This is a genomic window from Microbacterium sp. (assembly GCF_035687345.1).
Taxonomy (GTDB): Bacteria; Actinomycetota; Actinomycetes; order Actinomycetales; family Microbacteriaceae; genus Microbacterium.
The window spans coordinates 14,601-27,556 of record NZ_DASRXZ010000020.1 but is presented as its reverse complement, the minus strand read 5'-3'; the positions used below and the strand labels follow the sequence as shown (position 1 = coordinate 27,556).

Below are 12,956 nucleotides of genomic sequence, written 5' to 3'. Positions count from 1 at the left end.
AGAGTGTTCCCATGGTGATCGACGTGCGTCCGGCCGAGGTCTTCGACGACGTCGCGACGATCCTCGGCCCCAAGAATCCGAACTCGTCTGTCTGCTTCTGCCTGAGCTACCGCATTCCCTCGCAAGAGGCGAAGGAGCTGCGCGGGCCCGCGCGCGCCGAACGCGTCCGTCGTCTGATGGACGAGGAGGGCCCGATCGGCGTGCTCGCGTACGAGGGCGACGAGGTCGTCGGCTGGGCGGCGGTCGCCCCGCGCTCGCGCACCCACTTCGCGACGTTCCGCAAGATCCCGCACATCGACGACCGCGACGTGTGGTGCGTGTGGTGCTTCCGCGTGCGACCGGGCCACCGCAAGAAGGGGATCATGCACTCGCTCCTCGAGGGAGCCGTCGAGTTCGCGCGTGAGCGCGGAGCGCCCGCGATCGAGGGTTACCCGGTCGACAACGGCGATGCGCGGGTCGATCTCACGATGGCGTACGTGGGCACGCGGCGCCTCTTCGAGAAGGCCGGGTTCACGAAGGCGGCCGACACCGAGTCGGTGCTCTCGGGGTTCCCGCGTGTGTTGATGCGGAAGGACCTGTCATGAGCGAACTCGCCGAGCTCCTTCGCCGCCGTCACGCCGCGGCCAACGCGCTCTATCTCGACCTCCTCGACACGCTGACTCCTGATCTGCTGCGGGCGCGACTTCCCGGTGTGCGCTCGAGCCCCGTGTCGAATCAGTTCTGGTGCGTCGTCGGCGGCCGGGAGAGTCACGTGCGGGCCGCGCGCGCAGGTTCGTGGCAGGGTTTCACGTGCTCTCTCGACGACGACGAAGACCCCGGATCGGTTCGAGCGGCGCTCGAACGCACCGCCGCCGAGGTCGCCGCGTGGCTCGATGAGATCGGTTCCGACGACGACCCGGCGTGGCGGTTCGCGGTGAGTCTCCTCGAGCACGAGACGCAGCATCAAGGTCAGCTGATCCGGTACTTCTACGCCGTCCCGCTGCGCATCCCGGAGTCATGGATCGATCGGTACGCGCTCGAACCCGAGTGAGTCGCCGTCAGGAGGACTCGGAGTAGACGACCTCGAATCGCTCGAGCACGACCTCGAGTGCGCCGACGTCGTCGACGGACAAGCCGCGGCGTTCGAGAACGCGCCGGAAGTACCTTTCATGGCCGTCCCGCCACGCGGCGAGCGAAAGGTCGTCCTCGCCCTCGGAGGCGGCGAACTCCGCGTCCACATCGTCGAAGATCGCGATCCTGACCGCCGTCGTGCGGATCACCGCGCGCGGTGCACCCCCGCCGTCCAAGACGATCGACAGCTCACCCGGCTGCGGCACGGGCTCGCCGTCGTCGGTGAGCTCGAGCATGCTCGTCGACGTCCCCGTCTTGCGCCCGTCGAGCACGGCCTGCAGGAGCTCGTCGGCGAGGCGCGGCGTGTCGGCGAAGCTCCATGCGGGCGGCTCGGCGGCGGAGTCTAGGCCCGCTGCGCGTGCGGCGCGCAGCCAGAATTCGGAGACCGCGTCGGAGTCGGGCATCGTGCTTCTCTCGTCGTAAAGGGAGCGGGTGCCGCTTCACGATACGCGCGGACCCTCACGTTCGAGTCGAAGGTGAGATGAGCTGGGCGCGTGAATCGGCGGATGCCGCGTGCGCCGCCCTGTTGTGTCGGGACCGCTCCATAGACTCGACGACGTGGCATCCGACTCCTTCGTTCACCTCCATGTGCACACCGAGTACTCGATGCTCGACGGCGCCGCGCGCATCGGCCCGCTGATCCAGGAGGCGGTCAAGCAGGGCATGCCGGCGATCGCCGTCACCGACCACGGGCAGACCTTCGCGGCGTTCGAGTTCTACAAGACCGCGAAGGACGCGGGCATCAAGCCGATCATCGGCATCGAGGCGTACGTGACGCCCGGAACGCACCGCGCCGACAAGGCCCGTGTCCGCTGGGGCACGCCCGAGCAGAGCGACGACGACGTGTCGGGCTCGGGCGCGTACACCCACATGACCCTGCTCTCCGAGACGACGGAGGGCATGCACAACCTCTTCCGCCTGTCGTCGCTGGCGAGCATCGAGGGCTACTACTTCAAGCCCCGCATGGACCGCGAGCTGCTGCAGAAGTACGCCAAGGGCCTCATCGCGACGACGGGCTGCCCGTCGGGCGAGGTGCAGACGCGTCTGCGTCTGGGGCAGTACGACGCCGCGCGCGCCGCGGCAGCGGAGTTCCAGGACATCTTCGGCAAAGAGAACTACTTCGCCGAGATCATGGATCACGGGCTGTCCATCGAGCGGCGCATCATGAGCGATCTGCTGTCGATCGCGAAAGACCTCAAGATCCCGCTCGTCGGCACGAACGACCTGCACTACACGCACCAGCACGACGCGCAGAGCCACGCGGCCCTGCTGTGCGTGCAGTCGGGCTCGACCCTCGACGACCCGAAGCGGTTCAAGTTCGACGGCGACGGCTACTACCTCAAGAGCGCCGCCGAGATGAAGCAGGTGTTCCGCGATCACCCCGAGGCGATCGCGTCGACCCTCCTCATCGCGGAGCGCTGCGACGTCGAGTTCAACACGTCGGCGAACTACATGCCCCGCTTCCCGGTGCCCGAGGGCGAGACCGAGGAGTCGTGGTTCATCAAGGAGGTCGAGCGCGGCCTGCACGAGCGCTACCCGGACGGCATCCCCGACGAGGTCCGCAAGCAGGCCGAGTACGAGACCCAGGTCATCGTGCAGATGGGCTTCCCGGGGTACTTCCTCGTGGTCGCCGACTTCATCAACTGGGCCAAGCGCAACGGCATCCGCGTCGGCCCCGGTCGCGGCTCGGGCGCCGGCTCCATGGCGGCGTACGCGATGAAGATCACCGACCTCGACCCGCTCCAGCACGGACTGATCTTCGAGCGCTTCCTCAACCCCGACCGCGTCTCGATGCCCGACTTCGACGTCGACTTCGACGACCGTCGCCGCGGCGAGGTCATCCAGTACGTGACCGAGAAGTACGGCGATGAACGCGTCGCCCAGATCGTCACGTACGGCACGATCAAGGCGAAGCAGGCGCTCAAAGACGCGGGGCGCGTGCTCGGCTTCCCCTTCAGCATGGGGGAGCGGCTCACGAAGGCCATGCCCCCCGCCGTCATGGGCAAGGACATGCCGCTCGACGGCATGTTCGACCCGCAGCATCCGCGTTACAAGGAGGCGTCCGAGTTCCGGGCGCTGATCGAGACGGATGCCGAGGCCAAGACCGTCTACGACACGGCGGTCGGCCTCGAGAACCTCAAGCGCCAGTGGGGTGTGCACGCGGCCGGCGTCATCATGTCGAGCGAGCCGCTGATCGACATCATCCCGATCATGAAGCGCGAGCAGGACGGGCAGATCGTCACGCAGTTCGACTATCCGGCGTGCGAGGCGCTCGGCCTCATCAAGATGGACTTCCTGGGGCTGCGCAACCTCACGATCATCGACGACGCGCTCGACAACATCGAGGCGAACCGCGGTGAGCGGCTCGTGCTCGAAGACCTCGGCCTCGACGACAAGGCGGCGTACGACCTGCTGGCGCGCGGTGACACGCTGGGCGTGTTCCAGCTCGACGGTGGACCCATGCGGTCTCTCCTGCGGCTCATGAAGCCCGACAACTTCGAAGACATCTCGGCCGTCATCGCGCTGTACCGGCCCGGCCCGATGGGTGCGAACTCGCACATCAACTACGCGCTGCGCAAGACGGGCCAGCAGCAGATCACGCCGATCCATCCCGAGCTCGAAGAGCCCCTCGCCGACATCCTCGACACCACCTACGGCCTGATCATCTATCAGGAGCAGGTGATGGCCATCGCCCAGAAGGTCGCCGGCTTCACACTCGGCCAAGCGGACATCATGCGCCGCGCGATGGGCAAGAAGAAGAAGTCCGAGCTCGACAAGCAGTACGAGGGCTTCGAAGCCGGCATGAAGGCCAACGGCTTCAGCGAGCAGGCGATCAAGACCCTGTGGGACATCCTCGTCCCGTTCTCGGACTACGCGTTCAACAAAGCGCACTCGGCCGCGTACGGCCTCATCGCGTACTGGACCGCGTACTTGAAGGCGCACTACCCGGCGGAGTACATGGCCGCGCTCCTCACGAGCGTCGGCGACGCGAAGGACAAGCTCGCGGTGTACCTCAACGAGTGCCGCCGCATGGGCATCAAGGTCCTCCCACCCGACGTCGTCGAGTCGACCCGGTATTTCGCGGCAGTCGGCGACGACATCCGGTTCGGCCTGGGCGCCGTGCGAAACGTCGGTGCGAACGTCGTCGACGCGATCGTCGCGGCGCGCGCCGAGGCGCCCTTCACGTCGTTCCACGACTTCCTGGCGAAGGTGCCCGTCCACGTCGCGAACAAGCGCACCGTCGAGTCGCTCATCAAGGCGGGGGCGTTCGACTCGCTCGGGGCGACGCGCCGCGCGCTCATGGAGATCCACGAGGATGCGACCGAGCAGGCAGTGCTCGACAAGCGTCGCGAGGCCAACGGCGAGGTCGGATTCGACTTCGACTCGCTGTGGGGCGACGACGAACCGCAGCAGACGCAGAAGGTCCCCGACCGTCCGGAGTGGACGAAGAAGGACAAGCTCGCGTTCGAGCGCGAGATGCTCGGGCTGTACGTGTCCGACCACCCGCTCGCCGGCCTCGAGATCCCGCTCGCGAAGCATGCCTCGATCAACATCCACGACCTGCTCGCGTCCGACGACCTGAGCGACGGCGACCAGGTCACGATCGCCGGTCTCGTGACGAGCGTGCAGCACCGCGTGGCGAAGTCGAGCGGCAATCCCTACGGCATGATCACCGTCGAGGACTTCGACGGTGAGGTCACGGTCATGTTCATGGGCAAGACGTACACCGAGTTCCAGTCGATGCTGCAGCCCGACTCGATCCTGGTCGTGCGCGGCCGCGTCTCGCGACGCGACGACGGCCTGAACCTCCATGCGGTGTCGTGCTTCGCGCCCGATCTCGGGGCGGTCGACGCATCCGGCCCGCTCATTCTGCAGATGCCCGAGCACCGCGCGACCGAGTCGGTCGTGACCGAGCTTGCGAACGTGCTCGAGCGCCATCGCGGCGACACCGAGGTGACGCTGCGGCTGCACAGAGGCGGCACCGCGAAGGTGTTCGAGGTGCCGCATCCGGTGTCGGTGACGGCCGACCTGTACGGCGAGCTGAAGGGTCTGCTCGGGCCGCAGTGCCTGGGCTGACCGAGCCTCGCCGACATCGGCGTTGTCTCACGGTCGTCTCATCAGCCGTGAGTAGGATCGCAACCACGCGTCAGGACAGACGTCGTGCGGAAAGGGAAGATCGTGACAGACGAGCGCAGGCTTGACGAACGGAGCGAGACCACCGAGTACGAAGCAGCGGCCCAGGCCGACGCGACAGCCGACGACACGAGTGCGGCCGAGTCCGAGCCCGTGGTGGGCGACGACGTCGGTGGCCCCGAGCTGCCCCCGCAGTACGGCGTGGGCCCGTTCTCGATCCGCGAGGTCGCGCTGGGCGTGGCGTGGCTGGTCGCCTTCGTCGTCTCGTTCTTCTCGGTCAACAACCTCCGCTTCGAGTCGGTGTGGACCGCCGGGATCAGCTGGATCCTGACGATCGCCCTCCCGACGGTGGCGGTGTTCCTCATCGTCCTGCGGCGCCTCTCGCCCGAGGGCATCCGCCGTGTCGGCTCGCTCGGCATCGACCAGTTCGCATCGGTGGCCTTCTCGGTCTCGGCCGTGGTGTGGCTCACGTGGATCTGGGAGACCGTGAGCATCGTCGCCCAGAACGGACCGTGGGTCCGCTCGTGGGTCATGTGGGTCTCGTTCGCGGCGATGCTGGCGGGCGTTGTGTTCACGGTGTTCGCGCCGCTCATCCCTCCGTTCTCAGAGGACTTCCGCGGCCGACCCGAAGTCGTCGCGCACAAGGTCGCGCGACCGACGCGCCCGGTGAGCAAGCGCCCCGCGCCCGAGCGGCGCCCTGCCGCCGAGGCGTCGCAGCCGGGCGGCGAGTACGCGCCCGCGCAGGCGTACGGCGAGCCCGACACGTCGACCGCGGCGTACACGGGCGGCGCGTTCGGCCAGGGCGGATACGGCGACCGGGCGTACAGCGGCGACGCGTACGCTTCGCAGGGGACGGATGCCGCGCAGGAGTGGGCTCCCGCGCAGTCGGCGCAGCAGACGTCGGCCGTGCGCTACCAGGCGTTCTGGGCGCTCGTGCCCGAGGAGCGCGACGTCGTCGACGAGCGGGGTGTCCCGCTGTTCCGCATCGGCCCGACCGCATGGGCGCTCGTGATCGAGGACCGCGGCGACACGTTCGTCGTCCGCCACGAGGACGGCCGCGTCGGCTACCTGCACGACGTCTCCGGCGTCACGCGGGGCTGACCCGTCCGGCGGTCGACCGGGCACCCGCCCGGCGGGATCCGGCGCGCGGGAACGTCCAGGCACTCGCGCTAGCCTGGAACGATGCTCCGCACGATCGACCTGCGTGGCCGCACACCGACACCTTCCGAGCTCCTCGCCATTGTTCCGCGGGCCACCGCGGCACGAGAGGAGGCCCAGCACGCCGCGGCGCGTCTCGTCGCCGACGTCGCCCGCGACGGCGAGCAGGCGCTCCGGGCGCAGGCCGAGCAGTTCGACCGCACGGTCGGCCACGACATCCGCGTCCCGCAGGATCACATCGACGACGCGGTGGCAGCCCTCGACCCGCGCGTCCGCGCCGCCCTCGAAGAGGCGATCGCGCGCGTGCGGACTGCGTCGGCCGCACAGGTGCCGAAGCCTGCGACGACTGAGCTCGCACCGGGCGCGCGGGTGATCCAGCGGTGGCAGCCGGTGCGCCGCGTGGGCGTGTACGTCCCGGGCGGCAAGGCGGTGTATCCGTCGAGCGTCGTCATGAACGTCGTTCCGGCACAGGTCGCCGGCGTCTCGGAGATCGCCCTCGCGACGCCGCCCCAGCACGAGCACGGCGGACGCGCGCATCCGGTGATCCTCGCCGCCGCGGGTCTCCTGGGCGTGACGGAGGTCTACGCGATGGGCGGCGCCGGCGCGATCGGCGCATTCGCGCACGGAGTGCCGGATCTCGGCCTCGAGCGCGTCGACGTCGTCACCGGGCCGGGCAACAACTTCGTCGCGGCCGCCAAGCGGGTCCTCGCGGGACTCGTCGGGACGGATGCCGAAGCCGGCGCCACCGAGATCCTCATCGTCGCGGACGATTCGGCCGATCCGCGTCTCGTGTCGGCCGATCTCATCAGCCAGGCCGAGCACGACGAGCAGGCTTCCGCAGTGCTCGTGACCACGTCGCCCTCCCTCGCGGACGCCGTCGCGGCCGACATCGCCGACCGCGCCGCTCGTACACGGCACGCCGAGCGGATCGCCGCCGCGCTGTCGGGGCCGCAATCCGCGATCGTCCTCGTGGACGACATCGCCGCCGCCACGGCGTTCAGCAACGCCTACGCCCCCGAGCACCTCGAGCTGCACCTCGCCGACCCGCGTCCGGAGGAGTTCGTCCACGCCGGTGCCGTGTTCGTCGGCCCGGACTCCCCGGTGAGCCTCGGCGACTACCTCGCCGGCAGCAACCACGTGCTTCCGACCGGTGGTCAGGCCCGGTACGCCTCGGGGCTGTCGGCCGCGACGTTCCTCCGGCCGCAGCAGGTCATCGAATACGACCACGTCGCGCTCGCGCGCGTGCGCGACGAGATCGTGGTCCTCGCCGATGCGGAGGCCCTTCCTGCGCACGGCGAGGCGATCACGGTCCGCTTCGAATCCGCCGATCCCACGGCGTCGGCCGAGGACGCCGCCGCTCGTCGGGCGTAGTCTGTCGGTGCCATGCACTGCCCCTTCTGCCGCCACCCCGACTCGCGCGTGATCGACTCCCGCACGAGCGACGACGGACTCAGCATCCGTCGCCGCCGCCAGTGCCCTCAGTGCGGTGGGCGCTTCTCGACGATCGAGACCGCGAGCCTCAACGTCATCAAGCGCTCGGGCGTGATCGAGCCGTTCAGCCGCGAGAAGGTGATGTCGGGTGTGCGCAAGGCGTGCCAGGGGCGACCCGTGACCGACGGCGACCTGGCGGTGCTCGCCCAGAAGGTCGAGGAGACGGTGCGCCAGACCGGCGCGTCGCAGGTCGACACGAACGAGATCGGCCTCGCGATCCTCGGGCCGCTGCGCGAGCTCGACGAGGTCGCGTACCTGCGCTTCGCGAGCGTGTATCAGGCTTTCGAGTCGCTCGAGGACTTCGAGGCGGCGATCGCGCTGCTGCGCGCCGACCACGCGTACGCGAGCGCCGCGGGCGACGACGAGACCGACTGACCCGCCGGGAGCGGGGGAGCGCGGCCGATAGCCTGGAGGGGATGTATCCCCTCCTCTTCCGCACCGTCCTGTCGCGCCTGGATCCCGAGCGCGCGCACCACTTGGCGATGGCGGTGATCCGGATGCTGGGGCTTCCCCCCGCGAGCTGGATCGCCCGCGCGCTCACGCGCCCCGATCCGTCCCTGCGCACGCGGGCGCTCGGGCTCACGTTCGACTCGCCGTTCGGCGTCGCCGCGGGCTTCGACAAGGACGTCATCGGCGTGAAGGGGCTCTACGCGCTCGGGTTCGGGCACGTCGAAGTCGGAACGCTCACCGCGATCCCGCAGGAGGGCAATCCGCGCCCGCGGCTGTTCCGGCTGATCCCCGACCGCGCGGTCGTCAACCGCATGGGCTTCAACAACCGCGGAGCCGAGGCGGCCGCGGTGCGCCTCGCGAAGCTGCGACGCCGTGCGAGGCGCCCCGTCGTCGGCGTCAACATCGGAAAGAGCCGCGTGGTCGACGTGGCGGATGCGACGGCCGACTACGAGCGCAGCGCGCGCCTGCTGGCGCCCCTCGCCGATTACCTCGTCGTCAACGTCTCCTCACCGAACACGCCCGGGCTGCGGGGGCTCCAGGCGGTGGAGACGCTGCGGCCGCTGCTCCAGGCGGTCAAGGACGCCTGCGGCCGGACGCCCCTCCTGGTCAAGATCGCGCCTGACCTGCCCGACGACGAGATCACGGGCATCGCCGCCCTCGCGGTCGACGTCGGACTCGCCGGTCTCATCGCGACGAACACCACCATCTCGCGCGAGGGTTTGGTCACCGACCCCGGGGTCGTCGCCGGGGCGGGGGACGGGGGACTGTCCGGGGCGCCGCTGAAGGAGCGGTCGCTCGACGTGCTGCGGCTCGTGCGCTCGGCTGTGCCGGAGTCGTTCTGCGTCGTGTCGGTCGGCGGCGTGGAGACTGCCGCCGACGTGCGCGAGCGCCTCGACGCGGGCGCCGATCTCGTGCAGGGCTACACCGCGTTCCTCTACCGTGGGCCGCTGTGGCCGCGGCAGATCAACCGCGGCCTGGCCGCTCGCAAGTGAGCCGACGGATGCGCGCGGGGCGCGGCATCCGTCGGATCAGGACGGGTACTGGCCGCGCGCGACCTGCGCCTTGGGCAGGCGCATGAAGCGCATCTGGATCGTGCGCATCGCGGAGTACCAGCCGAGACCCTTCTCGAGACGGTCGGCGCCGAACTTCGCGCGCGCGGCGCGCTTGACGCGGATCGACGTCACGATCATGTCGCCGACCACGAAGAGGATGAAGATCCACAGGCCGATGAAGGCCCAGTACTGGATCATCGCCGCGGGGATGAACGTCGCGATGATGACGATGACCATCGCGGGCATCACCGCCTCGCCGAGGTGCCAGCCCGCGTCGACGAAGTCGCGTGCGAACTTGCGCTGCGGGCCCTGGTCGCGGGGCGGCAGGTACTTGGGGTCGCCGGCGGCCATGCCCTGACGCGCCTTCTCGCGCTGCGCGGCGAGCTCGGCGCGGGCGCGCGCCTTCGCCTCCTTCGTGTCGGCGACGAGCGGGCGCTTGCGGGCGGCCTCGCGCTCGGCGCGCGTGGGGGTGGGGCGGCCCTTGCCCGAGGCTCCGCGCGCGGGCTCCCCATTGAGGACGGTGCCTTCTGAGGCTCCGTCGGATGCGGGTGCGGAAGGGGTTCTGGCCACGGCTGATCCTCGATCGTGCGGAAACGGGTGCCCTTAAGATTACCCGCATGACCTCAGAGAACTCCCGGCCCCAGGCAGTGCGCGAAGCGGCCGAGACGGGCATCCCGTCGGCCCTCGCAGACCTCGGCACGCTCGTGCGCATCCCGTCGATCGCCTTCCCCGGGTTCGACCCGGCCGAAGTGCGCCGCAGCGCCGAGACCGTCGCCGGCCTCGCGCGCGACCTCGGGATCTTCGAGACGGTCGACGTGCGGCAGGCCGCGATCCCCGGCACCGACGAGCTCGGCATGCCCGCGGTGATCGCGACGCGGGCCGCGCGCAACGGCCGCCCCACGATCCTGCTGTACGCCCACCATGACGTGCAGCCGGTCGGCGACGAGGCGCTGTGGGACTCGCCGCCGTTCGAGCCGACGCTGCGCGACGGGAGGCTCTACGGCCGCGGCGCCGCCGACGACAAGGCGGGGATCATGGTGCACCTGGGCGCGCTGCGCGCGCTGAAGGAGGCGCTCGGCGACGACTTCGACCTCGGCGTCGCGCTCTTCTTCGAAGGCGAGGAGGAGGCCGGCTCGCGATCGTTCGCGCAGTTCCTGAGCGACAACGCGGATGCGTTGAAGGCCGATGTCATCGTCGTCGCCGACTCGAGCAACTGGGACGCGAAGACGCCCGCGCTCACGGTGTCGCTGCGCGGCAACACGCGCTTCACGATGCGGGTGCGCACGCTCGAGCACGCATCGCACTCGGGCATGTTCGGGGGAGCGGTCCCCGACGCGATGATGGCGACCGTCAAGCTGCTCGCGACCCTGTGGGACGAGGACGGCGCGGTCGCCGTCGAAGGCCTCACGGAGCGCGACGCGCCCACTCCCGAGTACGGCGAAGACAAGCTGCGCGACGAGGCGGGGCTCCCCGAGGGCGTGTCGCCGATCGGTCGTGGCACGATCCTGAGCCGCCTGTGGAACAAGCCGTCGATCACGGTCACGGGCATCGACGCGCCGAGCGTCGCCAATGCCTCGAACACCCTCAGTCCCGAGATCGCGGTCGTCATCAGCGCGCGGATCGCCCCCGGTCAGCGAGCGGCCGACGCGTATGCCGCGATCGAGGCGCACCTGCGTGCGCACGCGCCGTTCGGCGCGCAGCTCGAGTTCACCGACCAGGACTACGGCGACCCGTTCCTCGTCGACACATCCGGATGGGCCGTCTCCGACGTCCGTGACGCGTTCACCGAGGCGTACGGCGTCGACCCTGTCGACATGGGCGTGGGCGGTTCCATCCCGTTCATCGCGGACCTCGTGCGCGAGTTCCCGGGCGCGCAGATCCTCGTCACGGGTGTGGAGGACCCGCACGGCAAGGCGCACAGCCCGAACGAGTCCCTGCACCTCGAGACGTTCCGCAACGCGCTCGTGGCCGAGGCCCTGCTGCTCGAGAAGCTCGACGCGCGCACCCGGTGAGCGGAGTGCCGCGCGGCGGTTCCCGAGCCCGCTCACATGCGGCGGGCGTAGAATCGCAGCATCCGCCGCGTCACCGCGGCCCGTCCGGAGGAGTGCCATGACCGACACCGCACTGTCGACCGATCAGATCGCGCGCGAGCACGGCGTGCTGCTCACCGACGCCGCCGCGCAGAAGGTGAAGAGCCTGCTCGAGCAGGAAGGACGCGACGACCTGCGTCTGCGCGTCGCCGTCCAGCCCGGCGGATGCAGCGGCCTCATCTACCAGCTGTACTTCGACGAGCGGTTCCTCGAAGGCGACAAGACGGTGGACTTCGACGGCGTCGAGGTCATCGTCGACGACATGAGCATCCCGTACCTCGACGGGGCCACGATCGACTTCAAGGACACGATCTCGGAGCAGGGCTTCACGATCGACAATCCCAACGCGGCCGGCAGCTGCGCCTGCGGCGACAGCTTCCACTGACGGCTGACCCGAAGAGGCCCGCGACCTGGTGTCCGGGCCTCTTCGTCGTGCCGCGGAAACGCCGGATTTCCGGGCATCCGCGACCCGCTGAGCGGGTGGATGCTGGGCACTTGGCCGGAATCGGCTGAGCGGTTGCCCTAGACTGGCCACAGTCACATTTCGCAACTCTGAAAGGTGCGCCCGTGCCGTCGAAACGCCGTCTTCGCTGGGCCCTGGTACCCGTCGGTATCGCCGCGGCCGTCGTGCTCGCTGGCTGCACGCCGACCGAGCTGAACGGCTTCCTTCCGGGCTTCGTCGAAGACGGGACGCCCGCGACCGATCGCACCGAGATGGTGTCCGGCCTGTGGACCAACTCGTGGATCGTGCTGCTCGTCGTCGGCGTCGTCACGTGGGGCCTCATGGGGTGGGCCGCGATCGCGTACCGCCGTCGCAAGGGTCAGGTCGGCCTGCCCGTGCAGCTGCGGTACAACATGCCGATCGAGATCTTCTACACGATCGTCCCGTTCATCCTCGTCATCGGGTTCTTCGCGTTCACCGCGCGTGACCAGACGATCCTGGAGACGCAGTACGACGACCCCGACGTGTCGATCACCGCGATCGGCAAGCAGTGGTCGTGGGACTTCATGTACGACGGCGAGGAGGAGGACAACTCCGACGCCGTCTGGACCATGGGCGTCCAGGCCAAGCCCGCGCCGAACGGCGACATCGACCAGGACTCGCTGCCGACGCTCTACCTGCCGGTCGACCAGACCGTCAAGATCAAGCTCCAGTCGCGTGACGTCATCCACTCGTTCTGGATCATCGACTTCCTCTACAAGAAGGACATGTACATCGGCAAGGACAACTACTGGTCCTTCACGCCGACACGAGAGGGCACGTACGCCGGCAAGTGCGCCGAGCTCTGCGGCGAGTACCACTCGATGATGCTCTTCAACGTCAAGGTCGTCAGCGAGGAAGAGTACGAGGATTACCTCGAGTCGCTCCGCGCCGCGGGGCAGACCGGCGACATCGACGACGCGTACGACCGCCTGCAGAACCTGCCCGGCACCACTGGTGAGGCGTCCGAGCACGAGGGAGACAGCTGAT

At 69.3% G+C, this 12,956-nt stretch carries 12 protein-coding genes; 10 read left to right on the top strand and 2 right to left on the bottom strand.

Translation table 11 applies throughout. The features are described from left to right. Nucleotides 1–11 precede the first annotated feature (11 nt). Complete coding sequence (locus VFF97_RS02210) at nt 12–584, top strand: GNAT family N-acetyltransferase (protein ID WP_325031858.1); 573 nt, start codon at nt 12–14, stop codon at nt 582–584. After that, nucleotides 581–1,030 carry a hypothetical protein gene (locus tag VFF97_RS02205; RefSeq protein ID WP_325031857.1) on the top strand — a complete coding sequence of 150 codons (450 nt, stop codon included), beginning with the start codon at nt 581–583 and terminating at the stop codon, nt 1,028–1,030. Before VFF97_RS02210 ends, VFF97_RS02205 begins: the two co-directional genes overlap by 4 nt. A 7-nt stretch (nt 1,031–1,037) precedes the next feature. Here the strand turns inward: VFF97_RS02205 and VFF97_RS02200 are convergent, their stop codons facing one another. Then, nucleotides 1,038–1,514 (bottom strand): ASCH domain-containing protein, encoded by a 477-nt coding sequence (locus VFF97_RS02200; protein ID WP_325031856.1) that lies wholly within the window; start codon nt 1,512–1,514, stop codon nt 1,038–1,040. Between the two features lie 202 nt (nt 1,515–1,716). On the opposite strand from VFF97_RS02200, the gene dnaE reads away from it, so the two are divergent. The 5 genes from dnaE to VFF97_RS02175 all read left to right on the top strand — a co-directional run bounded on the left by dnaE (nt 1,717) and on the right by VFF97_RS02175 (nt 9,335). After that, a complete protein-coding gene (gene dnaE, locus VFF97_RS02195; RefSeq protein WP_414684210.1) occupies nt 1,717–5,187 on the top strand; it encodes a DNA polymerase III subunit alpha in 3,471 nt (1,156 codons plus the stop codon). 102 nt (nt 5,188–5,289) lie between these two features. Then, entirely contained in the window at nt 5,290–6,345 is a 1,056-nt protein-coding gene (locus VFF97_RS02190; protein WP_325031854.1) for a hypothetical protein, read from the top strand. A gap of 81 nt (nt 6,346–6,426) precedes the next feature. Next, a complete protein-coding gene (gene hisD, locus VFF97_RS02185) occupies nt 6,427–7,773 on the top strand; it encodes a histidinol dehydrogenase (protein WP_325031853.1) in 1,347 nt (448 codons plus the stop codon). Between the two features lie 12 nt (nt 7,774–7,785). Next, nucleotides 7,786–8,268 (top strand): transcriptional regulator NrdR, encoded by a 483-nt coding sequence (nrdR, locus tag VFF97_RS02180; protein ID WP_325031852.1) that lies wholly within the window; start codon nt 7,786–7,788, stop codon nt 8,266–8,268. Between the two features lie 41 nt (nt 8,269–8,309). Beyond that, nucleotides 8,310–9,335 carry a quinone-dependent dihydroorotate dehydrogenase gene (locus VFF97_RS02175; RefSeq protein WP_325031851.1) on the top strand — a complete coding sequence of 342 codons (1,026 nt, stop codon included), beginning with the start codon at nt 8,310–8,312 and terminating at the stop codon, nt 9,333–9,335. Between the two features lie 36 nt (nt 9,336–9,371). Here the strand turns inward: VFF97_RS02175 and VFF97_RS02170 are convergent, their stop codons facing one another. Continuing rightward, nucleotides 9,372–9,965: a DUF3043 domain-containing protein gene (locus tag VFF97_RS02170; protein WP_325031850.1), complete on the bottom strand. Its 594-nt coding sequence runs from the start codon at nt 9,963–9,965 to the stop codon at nt 9,372–9,374. A 47-nt stretch (nt 9,966–10,012) separates the two neighbouring features. Here VFF97_RS02170 and VFF97_RS02165 point away from each other — a divergent pair, with 47 nt between their 5' ends. The 3 genes from VFF97_RS02165 to coxB all read left to right on the top strand — a co-directional run bounded on the left by VFF97_RS02165 (nt 10,013) and on the right by coxB (nt 12,955). Then, nucleotides 10,013–11,407, top strand: coding sequence for a dipeptidase (locus VFF97_RS02165; RefSeq protein ID WP_325031849.1), 1,395 nt, complete (start codon nt 10,013–10,015; stop codon nt 11,405–11,407). 97 nt (nt 11,408–11,504) lie between these two features. Continuing rightward, the gene (erpA, locus tag VFF97_RS02160) at nt 11,505–11,870 is read left to right on the top strand and encodes an iron-sulfur cluster insertion protein ErpA (protein WP_325031848.1); all 366 of its coding nucleotides are present in this window, start codon (nt 11,505–11,507) and stop codon (nt 11,868–11,870) included. Nucleotides 11,871–12,052: 182 nt separating this feature from the next. Continuing rightward, on the top strand, nt 12,053–12,955 hold the full coding sequence (coxB, locus tag VFF97_RS02155; RefSeq protein WP_325031847.1) for a cytochrome c oxidase subunit II: 903 nt from the start codon (nt 12,053–12,055) through the stop codon (nt 12,953–12,955). The last annotated feature ends 1 nt before the right edge of the window (nt 12,956 follow it).

Bases quoted from the DNA above. Each gene is read 5' to 3' on its own strand.
- VFF97_RS02205 (WP_325031857.1), top strand. From the start codon at position 581: ATGAGCGAACTCGCCGAGCTCCTTCGCCGCCGTCACGCCGCGGCCAAC.
- VFF97_RS02175 (WP_325031851.1), top strand. From the start codon at position 8,310: ATGTATCCCCTCCTCTTCCGCACCGTCCTGTCGCGCCTGGATCCCGAG.
- hisD (WP_325031853.1), top strand. From the start codon at position 6,427: ATGCTCCGCACGATCGACCTGCGTGGCCGCACACCGACACCTTCCGAG.
- nrdR (WP_325031852.1), top strand. From the start codon at position 7,786: ATGCACTGCCCCTTCTGCCGCCACCCCGACTCGCGCGTGATCGACTCC.
- VFF97_RS02200 (WP_325031856.1), bottom strand. From the start codon at position 1,514: ATGCCCGACTCCGACGCGGTCTCCGAATTCTGGCTGCGCGCCGCACGC.
- erpA (WP_325031848.1), top strand. From the start codon at position 11,505: ATGACCGACACCGCACTGTCGACCGATCAGATCGCGCGCGAGCACGGC.
- dnaE (WP_414684210.1), top strand. From the start codon at position 1,717: ATGCTCGACGGCGCCGCGCGCATCGGCCCGCTGATCCAGGAGGCGGTC.
- VFF97_RS02165 (WP_325031849.1), top strand. From the start codon at position 10,013: ATGACCTCAGAGAACTCCCGGCCCCAGGCAGTGCGCGAAGCGGCCGAG.
- VFF97_RS02210 (WP_325031858.1), top strand. From the start codon at position 12: ATGGTGATCGACGTGCGTCCGGCCGAGGTCTTCGACGACGTCGCGACG.